The organism is Pseudomonas sp. Soil_N_39 (assembly GCF_057655955.1).
In genome coordinates, this window is record NZ_JBDGLI010000013.1 from 118,370 (window position 1) to 142,222 (window position 23,853).

Sequence of the window (23,853 nt, forward strand, 5' to 3'; positions counted from 1 at the left end):
TTAGTTCCGAGCGCTTAATTCCGAGCTCAGGCGCATACAGTCGCGGGCGCGTGGGTGTTTTCGTCGAGCGTTGCGAACAAGCGCTGGCCGATAACATCGGCGGCCTGCAAATGTTGTTGCGGATCGGCGGTTTCCGAGTCGAGCAAACGCTGGGAACTCACTACCTGGGCGCCGCAATAACCGAAAATGCCATGGTCGATTTGCGTGGTCATCGCCTCACCGTAGCCGTGGCGCTGGAAGCTGTCGGCATCGGCGCCACCGACGCCTACCAAATGGATCCGCAAGTGCCCCAGCTTCTGGATAAACGGCTTGTCGAGGCTGAAATCGAACGCCCAGCTGTTGGAAAACACCCGGTCGATCCAGCCCTTGAGCAGCGCGGGCATGGACCACCAATAAATCGGATAGACCAGCACCAACGCGTCGGCACGGTCGATTCTGGCTTGCTCGGCCAGCACATCCGCGGGTGGCAAGGCCTCGCGGTGGTGCACAGCGTGGTCGGCAAAACTGAAGCGTGGCTCGAAGCCTTCGGCAGCCAGGTCGGCGATCTCGAACGTATCGGCAGGGTTGGCGCGGGTGATGCCCTCGGCGATTTTCCCGGCCAGGCTATGAGTGAGGGAGCGCGGATCGTGGTGAGCCACAACGATGAGTGCATGCATGGCGAAACTCCTTCTGGTCACGAGGTCTTGATGACAGGTATGCTTAAGTTACGCTTAGTAAGTTACGGTTGGTAAAGTTAGCATGTCAAGCACTGACGAACATTCGCAGCCTGCACCTCGTCGTCGTTTATCCCGGCATGACCGGCAGCGCCAATTGCTCGATGTCGCCTGGCGACTGGTGCGCGAGGAGGGCAGCGACGCCCTGACGCTGGCCCGATTGGCGGACCAGGCGGGGGTGACCAAGCCCATCGTCTACGACCACTTCATTAGCCGATCCGGGCTGCTGGCAGCGCTTTACCAGGATTTCGACGCCCGTCAGACCGCGCTGATGGATGCGGCCCTCGACGCCAGCGACGCCACCCTGCAAAGCCGGGCGGCGGTGATCGCGTCTTCCTACGTCGAGTGCGTGCTGCTGCAAGGCCGGGAAATTCCCGGGGTGATCGCGGCATTGACCAGTTCGCCGGAGCTGGAGCGCATCAAGCGCGAATACGAGGGTATTTTTCTCGACAAGTGTCGCGCGGTACTGGAACCGTTCGCTGGCACGAAGGGCATCACCCAGGCCGGTTTGCGGGCGATGCTGGGGGCGGCGGAAGCACTGTCCAATGCCGCCGCCACCGGGGAAATCAGCGCTGCCGAGGCGAAGGAAGAGCTGCTGGCCAGTATTGTGGCGATGGTGACCAGGACCGCCGATAACCCTTCAAGCTGACCCACCGCCATCGCGAGCAAGCTCGCTCCCACAATGGAATGCTGGCGAGCCCCTCCTGCCATTACCACAATCCCCTGTGGGAGCTGAGCTTGCTCGCGATGACGTCAGTGCATTCAACATCTGCGCAAGCCGACCCATGGCTATCGCGAGCAAGCTCGGCTCCCACAACTGAACATGCACTCATCACTTACCCTTGTGGGAGCGAGCTTGCTCGCGATGATGGCGGCACATTCAGCCTATCTGCTAACTGACCGACTGATATCCAGAGCAAGCCCCTCCTGATGGCGGACTGCACTTTTATGAAGCCGCAGGCGCGGTGATCGCACCATCCCAAGGCAGTTGGCGGTGCTTGCGCAGCGGTGGCGGGCGCCGGTTGGCTTGCGGTGACTGAGCTGACGCCTTCGCGGGCAAGCCCGCTCCCACAGGGGATTAGCGGTGAATGCTCGACCGTGAATAGGGTGTGGAGAAGGTTTGGCACGCTCGCTGCAAGAGGCTATCCAGGCCCACCGCGAACACAGTCGAGTGGGCAGCCCCGTCGGTCAACGAAGATCGAGTGCCAGCAGGCCGGGGGATAACGGTAGGTCGGGGCGCAGTCGCCGGGCCGATACCGCACAGAACAGGCAAAGACGCCTGGAACCGCAAGGTTTCAGGCGTCTTTTTTTTGCTTTCAAAATCGTGATGGGCTTTTGTCGGGTGCTTTCTATGAATTCCAACGTTGCTTCTCTGAACAAGCTGCAAACGCTGATCGTGATCGGCAATGGCATGGTCGGCCATCACTGCGTCGAGCAACTGATCGAGCGCGGTGCCCTCAATCATTACCGCGTGCATGTGTTCAGTGAAGAGCCGATGCGTGCCTATGACCGCGTGCACCTGTCCGAGTACTTCTCGGGCCGTGACGCCGAGTCCCTGGCCCTCGGTGAGGCTTCGTTGTACCAGACCCCCGGTGTCACGTTGCACCTGGGGGTGCCGGTGCTGGAAATCGACCGTGATGCGCATCAGGTCGTGACCGCTCAGGATCGCATCAGCTACGACAAACTGGTGCTCGCCACCGGTTCCTACCCGTTCGTGCCGCCGATTGAAGGCGCCGAAGGCGATTCGTGCCTGGTCTATCGCACCCTGGAGGACCTGGACGCGATCCGCGCCGCCGCCAGCAACGCCCGCCGCGGCGTGGTGGTCGGTGGCGGCCTGCTGGGCCTAGAAGCGGCCAACGCCCTCAAGACCCTCGGCCTGGAGGCCCATGTGGTGGAATTCGCCCCACGGCTGATGCCGGTGCAGTTGGACACCCAGGGCGGTTTGGCCCTCAAGGCACGCATCGAGAAGTTGGGCGTCGGCGTGCACCTGTCCAAGGGCACCCAGTCCATCAGCATTGGTGAGCAGTACCGTTATAGGATGAATTTCGGCGACGACGATTTCCTCGAAACCGACCTCATCGTGTTTTCCGCCGGTATCCGCGCCCAGGATGCCCTGGCTCGCCAGAGCGACCTGCAGATCGGCCCGCGCGGCGGCGTGGTGATCGACGACCATTGCCAGAGCAGCGATCCGGACATCTTCGCCATCGGCGAATGCGCGGCCTGGAACGGCAGCATTTTCGGCCTGGTCGCCCCGGGCTACCAGATGGCCCGCAACGTTGCGGCCCGGCTGTGTGGCGAAAGCGCTGAAGCCTTCACCGGCGCCGACATGTCCACCAAGCTCAAGTTGCTGGGCGTGGACGTCGGCTCCATCGGCGACGCCCATGGCAACACCCCGGGTTCGCGCAGCTTCCAGTTCATCGACGAAACCAGCGCCAGCTACCGGCGCCTGGTGGTGGACGCCGACGGGAAACGCGTGATCGGCGCGGTGCTGGTGGGTGATAACAGCTACTACGACACCTTGCTGCAATACATGCAGAACGGCATCGCCTTGCCCAAGGACGCGGCCAGCCTGATCCTGCCATCGTCCGAAGGCGCTCCGACCCTGGGCCCGGCGGCGTTGCCCGAAACCGCCACGATTTGCTCGTGCCACAACGTCACCAAGGGCTCGATCTGCTCGGCCATCGACGGCGGCTGCACCGATCTGGGCCAGCTCAAGTGCGACACCAAGGCCGGTACCGGTTGCGGTGGTTGCGCGGCCCTGGTCAAGCAAGTGTTCGAGCATGAATTGATTGCCCGCGGCGTCAGCGTCGACAAGAGCCTGTGCGAACACTTCGCCTACACCCGCCAGGAGTTGTATGCGCTGGTGCGGGTGGAAGGCATCATCAGTTTCGAAGAACTGCTGGCCAAGCACGGTCGTGGTCACACCGGCTGCGACCTGTGCAAACCGGCGGTGGGCTCGATCCTGGCGTCGTGCTGGAACCAGCCGATCATGGACCCATCCCTGGTGGCGTTGCAGGACACCAACGACACCTTCATGGCGAACATGCAGAAAAACGGCACCTATTCTGTGGTGCCGCGTATCGCCGGCGGGGAAATCACCGCCGACAAACTCATCGCCATCGGCGTGGTCGCCAAGAAATACGATCTCTACACCAAGATCACCGGCGGCCAGCGCATCGACCTGTTCGGCGCCCAGTTGCACCAGCTCCCGGACATCTGGGCCGAGCTGATCGAAGCCGGTTTCGAAACCGGCCATGCCTACGGCAAATCCACGCGCACGGTGAAGTCCTGCGTGGGTAGCACCTGGTGCCGCTACGGCGTGCAGGACAGCGTGCAGATGGCCCTGACCATTGAGGATCGCTACAAAGGCCTGCGCTCGCCGCACAAGCTCAAGTTCGCGGTGTCCGGCTGCACCCGCGAGTGCGCCGAGGCCCAGAGCAAGGACGTCGGCGTGATCGCCACCGAGAAGGGCTGGAACCTCTACGTGGCCGGCAATGGCGGCATGCGCCCGCGCCACGCCGAGCTGTTCGCCACCGACCTGGATGACGAGACCCTGATCCGCTACATCGACCGCTTCCTGATGTTCTACATCCGCACCGCCGACAAGCTGCAACGGACCTCGGTCTGGCGCGAAAGCCTGGAAGGTGGCCTGGATTACCTCAAGGACGTGATCATCCACGACAGCCTGGGCCTGGGCGTCGAGCTTGAAGCACAGATGCAACTGGTGGTCGACCGCTACGAATGCGAATGGGCCAATGCCTTGAAGGACCCGGAGAAGCTCAAGCGCTTCCGCACCTTCGTCAATGACCAGCGCGGCGATCCGGACGTTCACTTCGTCCGCGAGCGCGGCCAGCGTCGGCCGGTTCACGCCCATGAACTCCACTTGATTCCCGTTACCGAGGAGGTGCTCTGATGAGCCAGTCAAACGTCGTTCGTATTCCCGCCCGCGATGTCGCCCAGCAACCCTTGCACTGGCGGGCCCTGTGCAGCCGCGACGATCTGGTGCCCAACTCCGGCGTGGTCGCCTGGCACGACGGCAGCCAAGTGGCGCTGCTGTACCTGCCTGAGCATCAGGACAAGCCGCTGTACGCCATCGACAACCGCGACCCCAAGTCCGGTGCCAACGTCATCGGCCGTGGCTTGCTGGGCAGCATCAAGGGCGACCTGGTGATTGCGTCGCCGATGTACAAGCAGCATTTCCGCTTGGAAGACGGCCATTGCCTGGAGTACCCGGAGCAAAGCTTGCGGGTGTGGCCGGTGCGGCTCAATGGTGATGTGGTGGAGATTGGCGAAGACTGATCCTAACCATCGGGTGACCTGAAAACTGCATGAAGACCTGTGGGAGCGGGCTTGCTCGCGATAGCGGTTTATCAGTCAATGTTGATGCTGCTGACCCAAAGCTATCGCGAGCAAGCTCGCTCCCACAGGGTAAAGCCTTGACTGACAGGCCTGGGTTCAAACATGCCTTTAGCTAAATGTGGGGATGAACAATGAAAACCGCCGCCCAACTGGTGAGACTCAAGAGTGTGCAGAACCAGCAGGTTCACAGCATCGCCCCCGAGCAGACGGTGCTCGAAGCGCTGCAGATCATGGCCGAGAAAAATGTCGGCGCGCTGCCGGTGATCGAGGACGGCCAGGTGGTGGGCGTGTTCAGCGAGCGGGACTACGCGCGCAAGATGGTGCTCAAGGGGCGGTCGTCGGTGGGGACGACGGTGCGCACCATCATGAGCGCACCGGTGGTCACCGCCGACAGCCAGCAGAGCATCGACCGCTGCATGGAAGTCATGACCGACAGCCACTTGCGACACTTGCCGGTGCTGGATAACGGGCAGTTGATCGGCCTGTTGTCCATCGGTGACCTGGTGAAAGAAGCGATTGTCGAGCAGGCGGACTTGATCCGGCAGTTGGAGCACTACATTCGCGGGCACTAAACCCCGCTGACTCCTTTCACTACCGGATCAAATGAACTACATGCTTGCCAGATATACCTGTGGGAGCGAGCTTGCTCTCGATAGCGGTGGACCCGTTGCCATTGATGTTGACTGGCCTGGCCCTATCGCGAGCAAGCTCGCTCCCACAGTGGCTTGTGTGTGGCTACTTGATCGTTCCCATCACCACCAAGAACCTCATTTGTTCGTTCGGTGACCTCCATGCTTCGATGGCCTTAATGAATCGGCCGCCAACCTAGACCGGATCGGCAGCGGGACGGTGCTGGCGCAGCAGTTCGATCTGCTGGGACGGGATCAACTCGCGCAACGCTTTATAGAGCGCGCGGGTTTCCAGCAGGTTCCAGATGCGCAGCATGGTTTCCAGCGCATCCAAGGGTTTGCTGATGAAATCCCGGGCGCCGAGGGCCAGGGCTCGCAGGCGCGTATCTCGGGTCGCATCGGCGGTCAGGACCAGGATCGGCAAGTAGTCGTTGGCCGGGATGCGTCGGTTCAGTTGCTCCAGCACGGCAAAGCCGTCGAACGCCGGCATGTGCAGGTCGAGGATGACCAGGTCCGGCTCGAAGCTGTTGAACAGGTCCAGCGTACGCAAAGGCTCGGTGCTGCTCAGCACATTGTGCAGCCCTTCGCGGGCCAGCAGTTGTTCCATCAGGTCCAGGTTGGGGCGCTGATCGTCGACGATCAGAATGCGCAAGTCGCGATTCATGCGGGCTCCGGTAGATAGTGCTCGAGGTGGCCGAGAAAGGCCTGGATATGGATGGGTTTGGTCAAAATCGCCGTGGCCCCGGCGTCGCGCAGGGCACGATGGGTCAGGTCGCTGGCATCGGCGGTGATCATCAGCACCGGCGTGGCCGCGGTGGCCGGGGACTGGCGCAGGCGCCGCAAGACTTCCAGGCCTTCCAGGTCCGGCAGGGTGACGTCCAGCAGGATCAGTTGTGGGCTGTGCTGGCGAGCCAGGTCGAGGCCCATCTGGCCTTGCATGCTCGATAACAGCTGAATGCCGGGCCGGCGCTGCATCAAGGTCTCGATCAGCGCGAGGCTCGACAGGTTGTCTTCGATGCAGAGGATTTTGCCGTGATAGTCCACGGGCGGGCGCGTCACTGTCAGGGCGGCGATGGGCGGTAAATGCGTGCCGATCACTTGGGTGGCGGGCAGTCGCAGGGTAAAACAGCACCCGTGCCCGGGCTCGCTGTGGACCTGCAGGCTGCCCTGCATCATCTCCAGCAGGTTCTTGCTCAAGGACAAGCCAAGGCCAGTGCCTTCGACCTGCGGATCGGCGCCCAGGCGTTCGAAGGGCTTGAACAGTTGATCCAACTGGTCAGGGGCGATGCCATGGCCGGTATCGTGGACGGCGATGCTCACCTGGTGGGCCTGGACGCTCACTTCGAGGCGCACCTCGCCGCCGGGTCGGTTGTATTTGATGGCGTTGGACAACAGGTTGAGCAACACCTGCACCAGACGCTGGCGATCGGCAAGCACACCGCTGTCGTCGGGCAGTGCAGGCAGGTCGACCAAGTGGATCCCGGCGTCGGCGGCCATGGGGGAAACCAGCGTCAAGGCTTCGTGCAGCACGGTCGCCAGGGCGATCGGTTCGATGTTCAGGGGCAGGCGTCCGGCCTCGATCCGGGCGATGTCCAGCACCTCGTTGATCAACGCCAGTAAGTGCTGGCCAGCCCGCAGGATGTGGCTGACCTGGGGACGTTGGCCGGCGGTGGAGTCCATGTCCAGCAGTTGAGCGAAACCGAGGATGGCGTTCAATGGCGTGCGCAGTTCGTGGCTCATGCGCGACAGGAATTCGCTCTTGGCTCGGCTGGCGCTTTCCGCTTCTTCACGGGCGGTGCGCAGGGCGATTTCGGCGGCGCGCCGGTCGGTGATGTCGCGGGTGATCTTCGAGAAGCCGCGCAGGGCGCCCGTGCCATCGTATTGGGCGGTGATGACCACGCTGGCCCAGAAGCGGCTACCGTCCTTACGGCAACGCCAGCCTTCCTCCATGTAATGCCCGTCGCGGGTGGCTTCGCGCAGGGCCATGTCCGGGTGCGCCGGGCATTCCTCGGGCAGGTAGAACAGGGAGAAGTGCTGGCCAATGATTTCCTGCTCGGTGTAGCCCTTGATCCGCTGCGCGCCGGCGTTCCAGGTGGTGACGTAACCTTGGGCATCCAGGGCGAAGATCCCGTAGTCCTTCACCCCGTCGATGATCAGCCGCAAGCGCTCCTCGTTATCGCGCAGGGCTCGCTCGCGTTCGGCGAGCAACTGTCCGGCCTCCACCAGCCGCGTGCCGAGCTGGCCGATTTCGTCCTGCTCCGGCGGTTGTGGCAATAAGGGTTGGCCCAAGGCCAGGCGCTGGGCGTTGCCTTGCACCTGCTGGACCCGGGCGACAATGCCCTTGGACAGGAACAGCACTGCGACAATGGCCCCGAGCAATCCGCACACCGCCGCCAGCAATGTGGCGAACAGCAGGCGCATGCGTGTGGCCGAGGCGGCGGCGCTGCGCTCGGCGAGCAAGCCATCCTCACGTACGCGCATGGCGCTGATCTGCTCGCGCAGCACGTCCAGCACTTGTTTGTTTTCGATCAGGATCGCGGTGATGGCGTCGGGGTCGTCACGCTTGCCGTTGCGCAAGGCGAGCAAACCGTCGAGTTTGTCGGCGATCAGCGGGGTGATGGTCTTGAGGTGCTCGCGCATCCTGGCATCGCGAATGTTGTGGTCCAGGCGCTGCAACGCCGCGTGGATCAGCGGCGTGGCCTGTTCGTAGCTGGGCAGGAAATCTTCGCGCCGGGTCAGCAGGTAACCGCGCACGCTGGCCGCGGCCTCGGCCAGCAGGGTGTGGACCGTCTGGATATCACCCTGGACGAGCAGTACCCGGCGCACATCCTCTTCGGCCCGTGCGGTCTGGCGTTCGGTGATGTAGATCAGCACCAGCGACAGCAGCAGGACCACCAGGGGCAGGGAAATCACCACCAGGGCCTTGCCCCGCAACGGCAGGTCGGCCCAGCGGCGGGCGGCGACAAACCTCATGGCCATTCTCCGGTGGGTTGCGCCACCAGCCCCAAGGCCACACCGCGCACGGCGGCCTGGGTCCGGTCGGCGGCGCCCAGTTTGCCGATGACCCGCTCGACGTGGGCCTTGGCCGTGCCGGGGGCGATGCCCAGCTTTTCACCGATCTCTCGATTGCTGAAACCGCCGGCCACCAGCCCCAATACCTGGCGTTCACGGGCGGTCAGGGCCTGGACCTGGGGCGTGCCACTGGCGCCACGCTCGGCCATGCGCCGCAGCAGACGCGCGCTGACGGAACTGTTCAGCGCCTCGTCACCCTGGGCGACCCGTTTGAGCGCGTCGAGCACTTCAGCGCGGCTGGCATCCTTGAGCAGGTAACCGACCGCGCCCGCGCCGATGGCAGCTTCGAGGTGATCGGGGCTGTCATCCATGGTGAATATCACCACTTTGATCCCGGGCTGACGCTGCTGCAGGAGTCGCGCCGCGCCCAGGCCGTTGAGGACCGGCATGCGAATGTCGAGAATCGCGATGTCCGGCTGTAGCCGCTCGCACAGGTCGAGAGCCTCCTGGCCATCGCGGGCCTGGCCGACGACCTCGAACCCCGGGCTGTCGGCGAGCATGCTGACAAACCCGGTGCGGGTGACTTCGTGGTCATCGGCCAGCAGCAGGCGCAAAGGACGGTTCATGGCTGTACTCCGGCGGACGGTAGCGGCACGCTGGCCAGCAAGCGGGTGCCACCGCCAGGCTGGCTGCAACAGGCCAGGTGGCCGCCCAGCAGGTTGGCGCGCTCCTGCATGGCGGCCAGGCCCAGGTGGTGGCTACCGTTGGTCTCGATGGGTTGTTCCAGGGCAAAACCACGGCCATCGTCTTCTACCCGCAGGCTGGCGTGGCCATCTTCCACCGCCAACCCCAGGCCCACGCGGCTGGCCTGGGCGTGCTTGAGAATGTTGTTGATGCCTTCCTGGGCAATGCGAAACAGGGCGATCTCGGTGTTGCCCGGCAGGCGCACGCTGCTGTGTTCGGCCCAGCTCACGGTCAGCCCCGCGTCACGCAGGCGGTCGGCCTCCTTGTCGACGGCTTTGTACAGGCCAAAATCATCCAGCACATGGGGGCGCAGGCCTCCGATCAGTTGTCGGCCCTCGCCGACGCAGCCTTGGGCCAGGTCGAGGATGGCTTGCAACTCGCTCGCCAGCGCCGGCGGCAGCGACGGGCAACGACCGGCGAAACCCTGCAAACGCTGATGCAAACCGGCCAGGTTTTGCGCCAGACCGTCGTGCAGGTCGTAAGCCACGCGCTTGCGTTCGTCTTCCTGGGCGCTGAACAAGCGGTGGACCAGCTCGGACATGGTCCGCTCGCGGGCCTGCAGCGCCTCGACCAGGCGGCTGTTCTCCAGGTGCGCCGCCAACAGCGTCGCCAATAATTGCAGCGACTCGATGTCTTCGTTGTCCGGCGCGCCGAGGGCCACGCTGTTGCCCAGCAGCAATGCCCCGAACGCCACGCCCTCTGAGGTGCGCAGGGGAATGCGCAGGACCTGGGGCAGGGCACTGCCGGGGGCTTCCAGCCAATTCGGGCCGAGTATCTGCGGCTGGGCCAGGTTGGCGAGCAGGTCGACGCGCTCCGCGCTGCCGTGGCTGGCGAGGGTGCGCAACGCGTTGTCCGGCGCCCATTCCAGCAGCAGGCCGTGGTCCATCGCCATGAACGCGCACGCCCGTTGCAGCGCACGCTGACGCATGGCCGGCAGTGGCAACTGCGTCAATTCATGGCCGGTGCCCAGCAGCAGGCCCAGGCGCGCGGCACGGCTTTGCGACTGGCGATACTGGCTGCGGATGGCCAGGGCGCTGCCGGGATCATGGGGCGGGCTTTGCATGGGGGGCTCCAGCATGGAAAAAGATCGAACGGTTCGCGGTGATGCCATTAGACCGTGTCACCGGCACCGGGCCTATCTGCCGAATGGCATAGGCGATTGGCACCGGTTGGCCGATGGCGAAGGCTCGGGAGGTCGGCAAAGTGGGCTCATTGAACCCCAAAGGAGTCTTCCGATGAAAATGAAAACCTGTGCCATTGCTGCTTTTTTCCTGCTGAGCGCGCCGCTTGTCCAGGCTGTCGAGGCCACACCTTATGTGTATCGCACAGTGGCCGAGCAACCCAAGAATGTGAACGACCGGGAAATCGCCGCGCTGTTCGACCGCTGGAACGCCGCGCTGCAAACCGGTAGCGCCACCGCCGTGACCGGTCTTTATGCCCCGGATGCGATTTTGCAACCGACGGTTTCCAACAAGGTGCGCAACACGCCGGCGCAGATCCAGGATTACTTCGAGCATTTCCTGGCGGGCAAACCGGTCGGACAAATCAACTACCGGGAAATCCGTCACCTGGGTCCCGACGCTGCGATGGACAGCGGTGTCTACACCTTTACGCTGACCCAGGCCGATGGTTCCAAGCGCGAAGTCCAGGCGCGCTACACCTTCCTCTATGAGCGCCTCGATGGCCAGTGGAAGATCATCAACCACCACTCTTCGGCCATGCCGGAAGTGCCGAAGACCTTGCATGCCAGTCACTGACAACAGCGCTCGCAAAAGACCTGCCTGTGGGAGCGAGCTTGCTCGCGATGGCGGTGTTTGTCAGAAACATAGAGGCTGACGGATACTCCGCTATCGCGAGCAAGCTCGCTCCCACAGGACTCTCGACCAATTCCATCCCCGTTTTTAAACATCCTTTGCATAAACAACTTGGATTCCTGCGCGAACATTAATTAGAATCAGTCTCATTTGAGACTTTGCGCAGGCTTCTGGACATGTGTGATGCAGTTACGCCGACGGAGCAATCCCTTCATGCGTTGTACCGTGACCATGGGAGTTGGCTGGAAGGCTGGTTGCGCCGGCGCATGGGCAATGCCTGGGATGCGGCGGACCTGCGCCAGGATACCTTCCTGCGGGTGCTTGCCAGCTCCCAGACCCTGGCGGATCTGCACGAACCCCGGGCTTATCTGCTGACCGTCGGTAAACGCCTGCTGAGCAATTTCTACACCCGGCGCAATCTGGAGCAGGCGTATCTCGACGCCTTGGCGAACCTGCCTGACGCCTGCGCGCCGTCTCCGGAACAGCGTTGGCTGCTGCTGGAAACCCTGCAAGCCCTGGACGAATTGCTCGATGGCCTGCCGTCCTTGGTGCGGCGGGCTTTTTTATGGAGTCAGCTTGAAGGCCTGGGTTATCGCGAGATCGCCGAGCGCCTGCAAGTCTCCGAGCGCACCGTGAAGCGCTACATGGCCCAGGCCTATGAGCATTGCCTGTTGGTGGACTTCTGATGTCGTCGACGCTATCCCCCGAGGCGCGTGAAGCGGCACGGGCGGCTGCCCGCTGGTTGACCCTGATGGAGTTCGATGGGGACGCGTTCGACTCGGCGGCCCTGCAACGCTGGCGCGACAGCAGCGCTCACCACGAGGCCGCCTGGCAGAAGGCCCAGCGATTGCGCCAGCGCTTTGCCGGAGTGCCTGCCTCCCTGGGCATGGCAACCCTGGACCGCCCGACGCTGGCCCGGCGAACGGTGCTCAAGCGGGCATTGGGCGTCGCGGCATTGGTCCCGACCGCCTGGCTGCTGGGACGGGAGCTGCCGCTGGAGGCCTGGCGCGCTGATTTGCACACCGCCACGGGCGAGCGACGGCGCTGGGCGCTGGTGGATGGCAGTGCGCTGCAACTGAACACCGACAGCGCCGTCGATCTGGACCTCAAGGCACGGCGCCTGGTGCTGCTGCGCGGTGAGATGGCCCTCAAACTCGCCGGGAGCACGCCGCTGTCCGTTCAGTCACCTTATGGGCTCATTACGGTCCAGCGTGGCGAGGTCTGCCTTCACTTGGGCGAGCGCGACTGCCGGGTGTCGGTGGTCAGCGGTTCGGCGCAACTGCAACCCCTGCACGGGCCACCGCTGAGCCTGGAAGAAGGTCAGCAGGCCAACGTCCAAGCCTCAGGCGCCGGCCCGGTGCGGGCGTTCGACGTGGCACAACTGGGCTGGCGTGACGGGGTACTGGTGGCGCAGGACCAGCCGCTGGGGCAATTCCTGCGGGAACTGAGCCGCTATCGCCCCGGCGTGCTGCGCTGGGACGAAACCCTGGAATCCCTGCGAATCACTGGCAGCTTCCGCTTGGACAACACCGATCGAATCCTCACGCTGCTGGCGGCCAGCCTGCCGTTGGACGTGCACATGCGCACCCGTTACTGGGTCACGTTGACGCTTCGTCAAACTTTGGCCTGAGGCTTGCGGTAACCCCCTGTGGGGAGGGAGCTTGCTCCCGCTGGGTTGCGTAGCAACCCCAAACCCGCCGCCGCGATGTGTCAGGTTGATGCAGTCTGCCTCGTTGGGGGCGCTGCGCCCCCGGCGGGAGCAAGCTCCCTCGCCACGGGGTTTGAGGCCTGTTCCGATTTTGTGTCCCCTTTTTTTGTCTCGCTTGTCATTCAAGGCAACTGAACAAAAACGAGAGCGCTTTCCAATGTCCGCAGTTGTCCCTTTGCGTGTGCGCCCGGCCTTTGCCGGCCGGCGTCCGTTGTTGAACCTGAGCCTCATGCTGAGTCTGGGTGCCAGCCCATTTTTCATGTCATCGAGCCAAGCCGAAGAAGCCGCCCGGCGCAGTTATCAGGTGCCGGCCGGCAGCCTCAGCGCGGCGTTGACCCGGTTTGCCGGGTTGGCGGGGGTCAACCTGTCGGTGGATCCGGCCTTGGTGAGCGGGCGCAACAGCGTCGGGCTTTCGGGGGAGTATGGGGTGGAAGAGGGGTTTGCCCGGTTGTTGCGGGGTTCGGGCCTGCAATTGCAACCGGTGGGGGAGCAGGCCTACATCCTGATGCCGGCGCCAGAAGGCGGCAGCCTGCAGCTGGCACCCACTTCGATTCTCGGCGCCACGGCGTCGACGGACAGCCCGGTGTACGCCGGCGGTCAGGTGGCACGGCGTGGTTCGCAAGGCTTGCTGGGCTCGCGGGATTTCATGGAAACGCCGTTCAGCATGACCACCTACACCAGCACGACGGTCAAGAACCAGCAGGCGCGCACCCTGGGCGACCTGATCGCCAGCGACCCCTCGGTCCGCACCACCAACCCGGCGGGTGGGCGCTATGAGCAGTTCACCATTCGCGGTTTCAGCCTGTTCAACAGCGATGTCGCGTACAACGGTCTCTACGGCATTCTGCCGACGTACACGATCGACATGGAGATGGCCGAGCGCGTCGATATCCTCAAGGGGCCGAGCCAGCTCATCAACGGTATCTCGCCGCGAGGCAGCGTGGGGGGCGGGATCAACGTGGTGCCCAAACGCGCCACCGACAAGCCCATCACTTCGTTCACCGGCAGCTATGCCTCCAATAACCAGCTTGGCGGGGCGGTGGATGTGGGTCGGCGCTTTGGTGAAGAAGACAAGTTCGGGATTCGTTTCAATGGCGTGAAGCAGGCGGGCGACACCGAATGGGATCACCAGAGTGTGGATCGCGAGATGGCGGTACTGGGCCTGGACTTTCGCGGTGAACGCCTGCGACTCTCGACGGACATCGGCCACACCGAACGCAACACCGACGCGCCCCAGGAACGCGTGCAGGTCGGCGTCAATGCCCAGATCCCTCACGCCAGTGATGTGCGCGACAACTACGCCCAGTCCTGGAGCAAGGCGCGCACCCAGGACACCTTTGGCACGGTGAACGCTGAGTTCGATGTCAGTGATTCGGTGATGCTGTATGGCGGCGTTGGCGCGCGCAAAAGCGACCACGATTTCCTTCGGCACAACGTTTCGGTGACCAACGACGCAGGGGATTTCACTGTCCAGCCCCGTGACTTTACCCGGGAAGAAAATGTCCGCACGGCCACGGCCGGGGTGCGCAACTGGTTCCATACCGGTCCGGTGAGCCATGAGGTCAACCTGGCGGCCAGCTATTTCTACATGGATTTCGAAAATGGCGGCGCCCGTTACGCCAACGGTCGCAGCAACCTGTATGACCCGGTGCAGACCCCGACGCCAAGCAACCCGACCCGCCAGGACGACAAGGTCTACACCGAGAACCGCTTCAGCGGCGTGGCGTTGTCCGACACCCTTGGGTTGTTCGAGGATCGCTTGCTGCTGACCCTCGGCGCCCGTTGGCAACGGGTGAAGGTTGATGACTGGACGAATAACGTCAAGGGCGACACCGCCTACGATGAGGAAAAGGTTTCGCCCTCGGGTGGCATCCTGTTCAAGGCGACTGACAAGCTGTCGCTGTATGCCAACTACATGGAAGGCCTGAGCCAAGGCAAGATTGCGCCATCGACGGCGGTGAACGAGGATGAGATTTTCCCGCCGTTCATCAGCCGCCAGGTCGAGGTGGGTGCCAAGTATGACGCCGGTCCGTTCGCCGTCACCGCTGCGGTGTTCCGGATCAAGCAGCCAGCTTACGCAACCGACGCCACGACACGCGTCTTCGGCCCCAACGGTAAGCGTGAAAACACCGGCGTGGAGCTGAGTGTGTTTGGCGAGCCGCTGAAGGGAACCCGCTTGCTCGGCGGCGTGATGTTCATCGACAGTAAACTGACTGACACCACCGACGGCAGTTTCGATGGCAACCGCGCACCGGCCACACCGAAATACAACGTCAACCTCGGCGCCGAGTGGGACGTGCCGACGGTACAGGGCCTGACCCTGACCAGTCGCGGCATTTATTCCAGCTCGCAGTACCTGGACCAGTCCAACACCAAGGAAATCGATGCCTGGACGCGCTTCGACGTGGGGGCTCGCTACGGGTTCAAGGTCGACGAAAAAAACATCACCCTGCGGGCCAACATCGAAAACGTGGCCGACAAGCGCTACTGGAGTTCGGCCGGCGCGTCGGATGACAGCGAGCCAGGCTTGACGCTGTCGACCCCGCGCACCTACCTGCTTTCCGCGACGGTGGATTTCTAGACCGATGTGCCGCTCCAGGGAGGGAGCTGACTGGGTTCAGATGTCGCGAAACAGATCGTGGGCATCCAACAGTCGCCAGGCGATCTCGGGACGTTTTTCCAGCCCACGGCGGATGGCGGCGGGAATCGACTGGCGAATCTTGCGGCACAGGCCGGGCTGGTCCTGGAATTCGATGGCGATGCCGCGCATGGTCCGCACTTCGTTGTAGCCAGGCTCGACGCGCAGGCGGATCCCCAGGTTTTCATACAGGCGCTGTTGCAGGCGCTGGAGTTCGTCGAGGCTCTGGATGTTTTCAAGGCGCTCGAGCAGGCGTTTTTCTTCCTGGCGGTTCAGGCATAGGATGCGCAGGTCGCTGCCAGGCGCTTGCAGCAAGGCATCACGCCCGCAATCGCAGACGCCGGGCGGGCAGGGGGGGCGGATCGGGATCGACGCGGTCATGGGCTCCACAAAGTCTGCTGCACAACGAAACAGCGAGCTTATCGCCGGCCCAGGCAATGTGATGCCTGGCGGCATGTGGGTCAAGCCTGTTGGAGCGGCCGCTGGTCTGGCGCAGCGGTGTGCCCCACCGTTTTATTGTGGGAGCGAGCTTGCTCGCGATAGCGTCGGATCAGTTGCATTGATGTTGACTGACCCATCGCTATCGCGAGCAAGCTCGCTCCCACAGGGATCCAAGTCGGACACAACAGGTGTGTTCGCTGAAATCCAAATGTGGGAGCGAGCCTGCTTGCGATAACGGTGGGCAGTCGAGGAAATTACAACCCCAACTCGGACAACCCCGGATGATCATCCGGCCGGCGGCCCAGGGGCCAGTGGAACTTGCGCTCGCTTTCCTTGATCGGCATGTCGTTGATGCAGGCGTAGCGGTTGTACATCAGGCCTTGCTCGTCGAACTCCCAGTTTTCGTTGCCATAGGAGCGGAACCAGTTGCCCGAGTCGTCGTGCCATTCGTAGGCGTAACGCACGGCGATGCGGTTATCGGTGAAGGCCCAGAGTTCCTTGATCAGTCGATAATCCAATTCCTTGGCCCACTTGCGGGTCAGGAACGCCTTGGCTTCTTCGCGGTTGTGCGCGAATTCGGCGCGGTTACGCCATTGGGTATCCAACGTGTAGGCCAGGGATACTTTTTGTGGGTCGCGAGAGTTCCAGCCGTCTTCGGCCAGGCGAACTTTCTCGATCGCCGATTCACGGGTGAACGGCGGCAACGGCGGACGAACTTCAGAAGAGGCAGACATGGCGAATCTCCAATGAGTTGATGAATGACACAGGGTTCAACGGTCAGGCGTGTAGCAAAATCTTGAGCATGTCCTGGGCGTGGTCAGCTGCGCTGTGGTCGCCCATGACCAGCGCCACGGTAATGGCGCCGTCGATCAGGATCAGTAGTTGACGGGCCAGGGCCTCCGGGTCTTCGACACGTTGTTCGACGCACAGCCGGGTCACGTAATCGAGCAGTTTCTGTTTGTGCATCTTCGCCACCTGGCGGACCGGATCTTGTGGATCGCCGGTTTCGCCGCTGGTATTGATGAAGGCACAGCCGCGAAAACCTTCGCTGTCGAACCAGCCCTTGAGCACGGTAAACAAATTGAGCAGCCGCGCAGTCGGTGTGGGCGCCTTGTCCACTTCGCTGCTGAACCATTGCATCCAGCGCTCGTCCCGCCGCTTGAGGGCGGCCACGATCAGGTCGTCCTTGTTGGCGAAGTATCGATAGACACTTTTCCGGGAGACGCCGGCGGTTTTCACCAGAAGGTCCATGCCGGTGGCGGCAATGCCACTTCTATAGATCAACTTTTCGGCGACATCGAGGATGATGTCTCGTGTTTCATTACCAGTGATTTCGTTCATGTGGCTAAAGTAGAATGATCGTTCTCCTTGGTCAAGTGTTTTTTTCTCGACCGACAGGAAGACCCGAACCCATCCATGGTGTAAGCTCATCCGTTCTTCGGAATCGACCTTTTGCGAGCCCTATGCCGTCGCTCTTCAAACGCTCCCAGCTGCCCAAGTTGCGCAGCTTTGCACTGACCGCCGACGCGGTGACCATCCTCGATGGCGCTGCCCAGTTCCGCCGTTGCCTGCTGGAGAAAATCGCCCAGGCCACCCAGCGCATCTACATCGTCGCCCTGTACCTGCAACAGGACGAGGCCGGCCAGGAAATTCTCGATGCCCTGCATGCCGCCAAAGCGGCGCGTCCGGAACTGGACGTGGTCGTGGTAGTGGATTGGCTACGGGCCCAGCGCGGATTGATCGGCGCCAAGAAGCAGCCGGGCAACTCGGCGTGGTACCAGGAACAGACCCGCACCCATGCCAGCGAAGTGCCGATCTACGGTGTACCGGTGCAGACCCGTGAACTGTTCGGCGTATTGCATTTGAAAGGTTTCGTGATCGATGACTGCGTGCTCTACAGCGGCGCCAGCCTCAATAACGTCTACCTGCACAAGTTCGACAAATACCGCTACGACCGCTATCACTTGCTGCAGAACACGGCACTGGCCGACTCGATGCATCACCTGGTGCAGCATGGCCTGATCACCTCCAGGGCGGTGCATCGTCTGGACCTGCCGAACCTGCCCAGCACCCGCAGTTTGCGCAAGGACATCGGTGATCTGCGCAGCCGCCTCAAATACGCGACCTATGACACCAGCGTCGGCAGCCTCGATAAGAGCGGCCTGTCGGTCAGCCCGTTGCTGGGCGTGGGCAAGAACAATCCGTTGAGCCGGGTAATCGGCGAGCTGATTGCCAGCACCCGCCAGCAACTGACCATCTGCACACCGTATTTCAACCTGCCCCTGGCCGTGACCCGGGAGCTCAATCGCGCCCTGGCCCGTGGGGTCAAGATCGACATCATCGTCGGCGACAAGACCGCCAACGACTTCTACATTCCGCCGAGCGAGCCATTCAAGATCATCGCGGCGCTGCCATACCTCTACGAAATCAGCCTGCGACGCTTCGCCAAACGGCATCAGCGCGCGATCGACAGCGGCCAATTGAACCTGCATCTGTGGCGTGACGGGGACAACACCTACCACCTCAAGGGCATGTGGGTCGATGAGCGCTACACCTTGCTGACCGGCAACAACCTCAACCCGCGGGCCTTTCGCCTGGACCTGGAAAACGCGCTGTTGCTGGACGATCCCAAGGGCGAGCTGCTGGCGCCGCACCAGGCCGAGCTTGAGCAGATCTACCGCCACACCCGCCGGATCGAGCGTTACCTGGACCTGGAAACCCTGCCGGATTACCCCGAGGCCGTGGCCCGGTTCCTGAAACGGGTCAGCCGGGTGCGGATAGAACGGCTGCTTTACCGGATCCTGTGAACACCCGCGCCATGTCGGAAAAAGACACCATCTCCATCCAGCTGGTGCGTGAGGCGTTGTTGCAAAGCTGCGCACCCGGGACGGCTACCGAGGAGGTCCTGAGCAAGGTCGGCATAGACCCGGCGCTGCTCGACGACGCCCAGGCGCGGGTCCCGGCCCATGCCTATGCGCGGCTCTGGCGTTTGCTGGCCCAGCGCCTGGATGACGAGTTTTTTGGCATGGACCCGCGCAAGCTCAAGTCCGGCAGCCTGGCGTTTCTCTGCCAGTGCGCCATGGCCCAGCCCACGCTGGCGAGCGGCTTGACGGCGGGACTGGGGTTTCTGTCGCTGATGCTCGAACACCTGCCGGCCCAGTGGATGCGCCAGCAAAGCCTGGCGGAGATCGTGCTGCTGGAAGATGACCAGGCGCCGCGCCGGGCGTTTACCTATTTTACCTATTGGATGATCGTCCATGGCGTGGCCTGCTGGCTGGCCGGGCGGCGCATTCCCATTCTGTCCGTCGAGCTGCGTTGCCCGGCGCCGGATTTCTGCGACGACTACCGGGTGATGTTCTCCCAGAACCTGCGCTTTGACCGACCGCGCACCCGGATGATTTTCGCCGCCGAATGCCTCGACCTGCCCATCCGGCGCAACGCCGATGAACTCAAGCGCTTCCTGGCCCGGGCCCCGGCCAACATCCTGGTCAAATACCGCGATCCGCAAAGCCTGGCCAGCCGTATCCGCCACGACCTGCGGCAATTGCCTGCCGAACAGTGGCCGGAAACCGAGGCCCTGGCCCAACAGTTGTGCGTGTCCGCCTCGACCCTGCGCCGCCGCTTGGCGGAGGAGGGCCAGACCTACCAAGGCCTCAAGGACAGCGTGCGCAAGGATCTCGCGATCACCTGGCTGGCCGAGCCCTCCATCAGCTTCGTCGAAATCGCCTCGCGCCTGGGCTTCGCCGATGCCAGCTCCTTCTACAAGGCGTTTCGCAAATGGTCCGGGTCCAACCCGGGGCATTATCGCAGCCTGATTCTCAACGAATCCGACTGATCCAAGAACCCCTGTGGGAGCGAGCTTGCTCGCGATAGCGTCAGATCAGCTGCATTAATGTTGACTGACACACCGCCATCGCGAGCAAGCTCGCTCCCACAAGGGGAGGGCTTTGTCTTGCACACTCATAAAACCGTCATTTTTCTTTGATAAAAGCCTGTGCAGGTGCCGGAAAAGCCGGGCCATCCATCAGGGTAGTGTATGCACGTGACCGTTTTGGGCAACGCATGAACGTATTGGTCACCGGCGCCGCAGGGTTTATCGGTTTTCATACGGCCAGGCGGTTGTGCCGCGAAGGCCATCAGGTCATCGGCATCGACAACCTCAACAGCTACTACAGCGTTGAGTTGAAACAGGCGCGGCTGGCGTTGTTGGCCGAATACCGCAATTTCCGCTTCCTGCGGCTGGACGTGGCCGACAAACAGGCGCTGCTGGAGGTGTTTGCGCAAACCCCATTCGAGTACGTCGTTCACCTGGCGGCCCAGGCTGGCGTGCGCTATTCCATCGACAATCCCGACCTGTACGCCCAAAGCAACCTGGTGGGATTCCTCAACGTGTTGGAAGCCTGCCGTGCCCACCGGCCGGCACACCTGGTGTTCGCCTCGAGCAGCTCGGTGTATGGCTTGAACGAACGCCTGCCGTATGCCACGACCGACCCGGTGGATCAGCCGGTGTCTTTTTATGCGGCGACCAAGCGCGCCAATGAACTGATGGCCCACGCTTACTCGCATCTCTATGGCATTCCCACCACCGGCCTGCGGTTTTTTACCGTGTATGGACCTTGGGGGCGGCCCGACATGGCACCGCTCAAATTCACCGAGGCCATCCTCAACGGTCGTGCCATTGACCTTTACAACGACGGCGCCATGTCGCGGGATTTCACCTATATCGACGACATCATCGAAGGCCTGGTGCGGTTGTTGCCGCGGCCGCCGGCCAATGAAACGGGAGTGCGCCACAAGCTCTACAACATAGGCTTCGGCGCGCCGGTGAAGCTCTTGCAGTTTGTCGAGTGCCTGGAAGAGGCCTTGGGCATCCCCGCGATCAAGCATTTCCTGCCATTGCAACCGGGCGACGTGGTCGACACGTGGGCCGACACCCGCGAGCTGGAGGAACACATCGGGTTTCGCCCACAAGTCGCGGTGCCCGTCGGCGTGCAGTCGTTTGTCGATTGGTACCGCGCGTATTACCGCGTTTAACCCCTCAGCTTTTTACAGGAGCGTCATGCACGAAACCCTTTATGTGTCGGTCCTGATTCCGGCAAAGAACGAAGCCGGCAACCTCATTGCGCTGCTGGAAGAAGTGCGTGCGGCGCTGGCCGACGAGGCCTTTGAAGTCATCGTGGTGGACGATGGCAGCACTGACGCCACCGCCGCTGAACTGCGGGCGTTGCAAGGCAGTGGCTATCGCCAGTTGCGGGTGCTCAGCCACGCCCGCTCCCTCGGGCAGAGCACCTCGATCTACCACGCGGCTGAGGTGGCCCGTGGGCATTGGTTGGCAACCTTGGACGGCGACGGGCAGAACGACCCGGCCGACCTGCCGAAGATGCTCGACCTGGTACGCGGTTCGGAGGGCACACCCGCCGGCGTCAAGCTGGTGGCGGGGCATCGCGTCAACCGCCGGGACACGGCGAGCAAGCGGTGGGCCTCGCGGTTCGCCAACAAACTGCGGGCCAGCCTGCTCAAGGACCAGACGCCCGATACCGGCTGCGGCATCAAATTGATCGAGCGCGAGGCGTTTCTGCGCCTGCCGTATTTCGATCACATGCACCGCTTTATTCCGGCGCTGATCCGCCGTCACAACGGCCGGATGCTGGTGCACCCGGTCAATCACCGTGAGCGTGGGGCCGGGGTGTCCAATTACGGCAACCTCGACCGGGCGCTGGTGGGCATTGTCGATCTGTTCGGGGTGTGGTGGCTGATCAAGCGCACCCGCCTGGATATCCACGCGCAAGAAACCGAGGTGTGACATGGGCAGAGAAACGTTGTGGCTGGCCGTTGGCTTCGGCGGGCAACTGGCTTTCACCGGGCGTTTTGCCCTGCAATGGCTGTACAGCGAATACAAGAAGCGCAGCGTGATTCCCGTGGGCTTCTGGTACCTGAGCATCATCGGTAGCGCACTGTTGCTGGCCTATGCCATTTACCGCGAAGACCCGGTGTTCATTGTCGGCCAGTCTTTCGGCTTCATCGTGTACCTGCGCAATTTGCAGTTGATCGCCAAGCAGCACGGGCAGGAAAACCGCGAACTGGCCGAGAAAGGCTGAGACGGTGCGAATACGATTGTCTTCCTCGCGGTTGGAGCTTCTGGCGCTTGTGGTGCTGGCTTTGATCATGGTCGGCGCGGGCCTGGGCTGGCGCCAACCGATGAACGTCGATGAAGAGCGCTTCCTCGGCGTTGCCCTGGAGATGTTGCAGAACGGCTCGTGGTTCATTCCCCATCGTGCCGGGGAAATCTACGCTGACAAACCGCCGCTGTTCATGTGGGCGGTGGCGTCGTTCGTGCAACTGACCCACCTGCCGAAAGTCGCCCTGTACCTGCCTGCGTTGCTGGCCGGCGCCGTCACCACCGCGTGTCTGTATGACCTGGGCCGGCGCTTATGGGGGCGACGCGTGGGGGTGATCGCCGCGCTGTTGTTTCTCGCCACCTACCAGACCTACAGCATCCTGCGTACCGGGCAAATCGATGGTTTCCTTGCGCTTTGGACCATCCTGGGGATCTATGGCTTGTGCCGGCATTTGCTGCTCGGCCCGGCGTGGCGCTGGTATTACCTGGCCTGTGGGGCGATGGGGCTGGGGATCATCAGCAAAGGCGTGGGTTTCCTACCGGTATTGATGCTGATTCCCTATGCCTATGGGCTGCGCCGAGGGTGGAAAGGCCTGGTGTCCATGCCGGGCAAGGCGGGCGCCTGGTGGCTGGGGCTGGTTGTGGCGCTGGCGGCGATCACCCTGTGGCTCGGGCCTTTGTTGTGGATCGTGTGGCAGGGCAGTCCCGACAGCCTGGCCTATGCCCAGGAGATCCTGCTGAAGCAGACGGCGGGGCGTTATGCCAATGCCTGGGAGCACCGCGAACCCTTCTGGTACTTCTTTGTCCAGGTGATTCCGAAGTACTGGCTGCCGATCTTTTTCATGCTGCCATGGCTGGTGCCGGCCTGGCGCAGGCAGTTGCTCAAGCACGACGGTCGGGTGCTGGTGCTGCTGGGGTGGGTGGTTCTGGTGCTGTTGTTCTTCAGCCTGAGCAGTGGCAAGCGCAAGCTTTATATCTTTCCCGCGTTGCCGGCCTTGATCCTGCTGGTGGCGCCGCTTGTGCCGTGGATGCTGCACCGTTGGTTCAGCCGGTGGCCGAGGGGCAGGGCGGTATTCGCTGCCTTGACGGTGGTGTGGTTGTGCGCCTGGTTTGCGCGCGGTTTCATCGAGCCCTACAGAGAAGGTGTCAACCCCCACCAGACCTTGATGCGTGATGTCGCGGGGCTGACTTCAAATGCCGAGTTGGTGCTCGTGGGATGGCGCGAGGGTCATTGGCTGTTCGCCCGGCAACCCATCGTGCATTTTGGCTTTTATAATGGCAACTCCCTGGAACAATCTGCCACTTGGCTGCGCAGCCACCCGCAGGCCTTTGCCTTGGTGCCAGGGCGGGACCTGGCCCGCTGCTACGACCCGCAAAAGGCGCGTCGGGTTGGCGATACCTCGCGGGCCGAGTGGTTCCTGGTGGGGGCGGATGCGGATAACCAGCGCTGCCAGTCCCCAGCGCCGGAGAAGGTTTATTCATTTGCCTGGAAGCAGCCCTTGTAGTGGCTGGACAGCCGCCATCGCGAGCAAGCTCGCTCCCACATTGGGTTGCGGGCGTTCACAAAACTCGTGTCCACCACATATCCCCTGTGGGAGCGGGCTTGCTCGGAAAAGCGGTGGTTCAGACACATCATGATCGACTGTCAGGCCGCCATCGCGAGCAAGCTCGCTCCCA

22 protein-coding genes are annotated in these 23,853 nt (G+C 62.7%); 14 read left to right on the plus strand and 8 right to left on the minus strand.

What is annotated here, in order from left to right:
- Positions 1-26: 26 nt before the first annotated feature.
- Positions 27-656: an NAD(P)H-dependent oxidoreductase gene (locus tag AC3A5O_RS19615; RefSeq protein ID WP_122568573.1), complete on the minus strand. Its 630-nt coding sequence runs from the start codon at positions 654-656 to the stop codon at positions 27-29.
- A gap of 82 nt (positions 657-738) precedes the next feature.
- Between AC3A5O_RS19615 and AC3A5O_RS19620 the strand changes: the two genes are divergently transcribed.
- From AC3A5O_RS19620 to AC3A5O_RS19635, 4 genes are all read left to right on the plus strand, one after another.
- Positions 739-1,362 (plus strand): TetR/AcrR family transcriptional regulator, encoded by a 624-nt coding sequence (locus AC3A5O_RS19620; RefSeq protein ID WP_487753594.1) that lies wholly within the window; start codon positions 739-741, stop codon positions 1,360-1,362.
- Positions 1,363-2,064: 702 nt separating this feature from the next.
- Positions 2,065-4,626: a nitrite reductase large subunit NirB gene (nirB, locus tag AC3A5O_RS19625; protein WP_122568575.1), complete on the plus strand. Its 2,562-nt coding sequence runs from the start codon at positions 2,065-2,067 to the stop codon at positions 4,624-4,626.
- Positions 4,626-5,012, plus strand: coding sequence for a nitrite reductase small subunit NirD (gene nirD, locus AC3A5O_RS19630; protein ID WP_122568576.1), 387 nt, complete (start codon positions 4,626-4,628; stop codon positions 5,010-5,012). Before nirB ends, nirD begins: the two co-directional genes overlap by 1 nt.
- 191 nt (positions 5,013-5,203) lie before the next feature.
- Positions 5,204-5,644, plus strand: a complete 441-nt coding sequence (locus AC3A5O_RS19635) for a CBS domain-containing protein (protein ID WP_003202071.1) — start codon at positions 5,204-5,206, stop codon at positions 5,642-5,644.
- A 253-nt stretch (positions 5,645-5,897) separates the two neighbouring features.
- Here AC3A5O_RS19635 and AC3A5O_RS19640 read toward each other — a convergent pair whose 3' ends face one another.
- From AC3A5O_RS19640 to AC3A5O_RS19655, 4 genes are read right to left on the minus strand one after another with little or no spacing between them, the layout of a single operon-like run.
- Entirely contained in the window at positions 5,898-6,365 is a 468-nt protein-coding gene (locus AC3A5O_RS19640; RefSeq protein WP_092164443.1) for a response regulator, read from the minus strand.
- Positions 6,362-8,674 carry an ATP-binding protein gene (locus AC3A5O_RS19645; protein ID WP_305481520.1) on the minus strand — a complete coding sequence of 771 codons (2,313 nt, stop codon included), beginning with the start codon at positions 8,672-8,674 and terminating at the stop codon, positions 6,362-6,364. The genes AC3A5O_RS19640 and AC3A5O_RS19645 overlap by 4 nt, the downstream gene beginning before the upstream one ends.
- Positions 8,671-9,339, minus strand: a complete 669-nt coding sequence (locus AC3A5O_RS19650) for a response regulator (protein ID WP_487753595.1) — start codon at positions 9,337-9,339, stop codon at positions 8,671-8,673. Before AC3A5O_RS19650 ends, AC3A5O_RS19645 begins: the two co-directional genes overlap by 4 nt.
- Positions 9,336-10,520, minus strand: a complete 1,185-nt coding sequence (locus tag AC3A5O_RS19655) for a sensor histidine kinase (protein WP_487753596.1) — start codon at positions 10,518-10,520, stop codon at positions 9,336-9,338. The genes AC3A5O_RS19650 and AC3A5O_RS19655 overlap by 4 nt, the downstream gene beginning before the upstream one ends.
- 172 nt (positions 10,521-10,692) lie before the next feature.
- Between AC3A5O_RS19655 and AC3A5O_RS19660 the strand changes: the two genes are divergently transcribed.
- The 4 genes from AC3A5O_RS19660 to AC3A5O_RS19675 all read left to right on the plus strand — a co-directional run bounded on the left by AC3A5O_RS19660 (position 10,693) and on the right by AC3A5O_RS19675 (position 15,560).
- The gene (locus AC3A5O_RS19660; RefSeq protein WP_122568580.1) at positions 10,693-11,214 is read left to right on the plus strand and encodes an SgcJ/EcaC family oxidoreductase; all 522 of its coding nucleotides are present in this window, start codon (positions 10,693-10,695) and stop codon (positions 11,212-11,214) included.
- A gap of 233 nt (positions 11,215-11,447) precedes the next feature.
- Positions 11,448-11,957: a sigma-70 family RNA polymerase sigma factor gene (locus AC3A5O_RS19665; protein ID WP_122568581.1), complete on the plus strand. Its 510-nt coding sequence runs from the start codon at positions 11,448-11,450 to the stop codon at positions 11,955-11,957.
- Positions 11,957-12,901: a FecR domain-containing protein gene (locus AC3A5O_RS19670; RefSeq protein ID WP_487753597.1), complete on the plus strand. Its 945-nt coding sequence runs from the start codon at positions 11,957-11,959 to the stop codon at positions 12,899-12,901. The genes AC3A5O_RS19665 and AC3A5O_RS19670 overlap by 1 nt, the downstream gene beginning before the upstream one ends.
- A 235-nt stretch (positions 12,902-13,136) precedes the next feature.
- Complete coding sequence (locus AC3A5O_RS19675; RefSeq protein WP_487753598.1) at positions 13,137-15,560, plus strand: TonB-dependent siderophore receptor; 2,424 nt, start codon at positions 13,137-13,139, stop codon at positions 15,558-15,560.
- 36 nt (positions 15,561-15,596) lie between these two features.
- Here AC3A5O_RS19675 and AC3A5O_RS19680 read toward each other — a convergent pair whose 3' ends face one another.
- The 3 genes from AC3A5O_RS19680 to AC3A5O_RS19690 form a co-directional block, all read right to left on the minus strand.
- The gene (locus tag AC3A5O_RS19680) at positions 15,597-15,998 is read right to left on the minus strand and encodes a hypothetical protein (RefSeq protein ID WP_122568584.1); all 402 of its coding nucleotides are present in this window, start codon (positions 15,996-15,998) and stop codon (positions 15,597-15,599) included.
- Positions 15,999-16,312: 314 nt separating this feature from the next.
- Entirely contained in the window at positions 16,313-16,792 is a 480-nt protein-coding gene (locus AC3A5O_RS19685; protein ID WP_060742285.1) for a nuclear transport factor 2 family protein, read from the minus strand.
- Between the two features lie 43 nt (positions 16,793-16,835).
- A complete protein-coding gene (locus AC3A5O_RS19690; RefSeq protein WP_122568586.1) occupies positions 16,836-17,399 on the minus strand; it encodes a TetR/AcrR family transcriptional regulator in 564 nt (187 codons plus the stop codon).
- A gap of 122 nt (positions 17,400-17,521) precedes the next feature.
- Between AC3A5O_RS19690 and pssA the strand changes: the two genes are divergently transcribed.
- From pssA to AC3A5O_RS19720, 6 genes are all read left to right on the plus strand, one after another.
- Positions 17,522-18,865, plus strand: a complete 1,344-nt coding sequence (gene pssA / locus AC3A5O_RS19695; RefSeq protein WP_487753599.1) for a CDP-diacylglycerol--serine O-phosphatidyltransferase — start codon at positions 17,522-17,524, stop codon at positions 18,863-18,865.
- 11 nt (positions 18,866-18,876) lie between these two features.
- Positions 18,877-19,893, plus strand: coding sequence for an AraC family transcriptional regulator (locus tag AC3A5O_RS19700; protein ID WP_487753600.1), 1,017 nt, complete (start codon positions 18,877-18,879; stop codon positions 19,891-19,893).
- A gap of 227 nt (positions 19,894-20,120) precedes the next feature.
- Complete coding sequence (locus tag AC3A5O_RS19705) at positions 20,121-21,092, plus strand: NAD-dependent epimerase (protein WP_122568629.1); 972 nt, start codon at positions 20,121-20,123, stop codon at positions 21,090-21,092.
- A gap of 25 nt (positions 21,093-21,117) precedes the next feature.
- Positions 21,118-21,861, plus strand: coding sequence for a glycosyltransferase family 2 protein (locus AC3A5O_RS19710; protein WP_487753601.1), 744 nt, complete (start codon positions 21,118-21,120; stop codon positions 21,859-21,861).
- 1 nt (position 21,862) lies between these two features.
- The gene (locus AC3A5O_RS19715; protein WP_305471050.1) at positions 21,863-22,156 is read left to right on the plus strand and encodes a lipid-A-disaccharide synthase N-terminal domain-containing protein; all 294 of its coding nucleotides are present in this window, start codon (positions 21,863-21,865) and stop codon (positions 22,154-22,156) included.
- Between the two features lie 67 nt (positions 22,157-22,223).
- Positions 22,224-23,681, plus strand: coding sequence for an ArnT family glycosyltransferase (locus AC3A5O_RS19720; protein ID WP_305471207.1), 1,458 nt, complete (start codon positions 22,224-22,226; stop codon positions 23,679-23,681).
- The last annotated feature ends 172 nt before the right edge of the window (positions 23,682-23,853 follow it).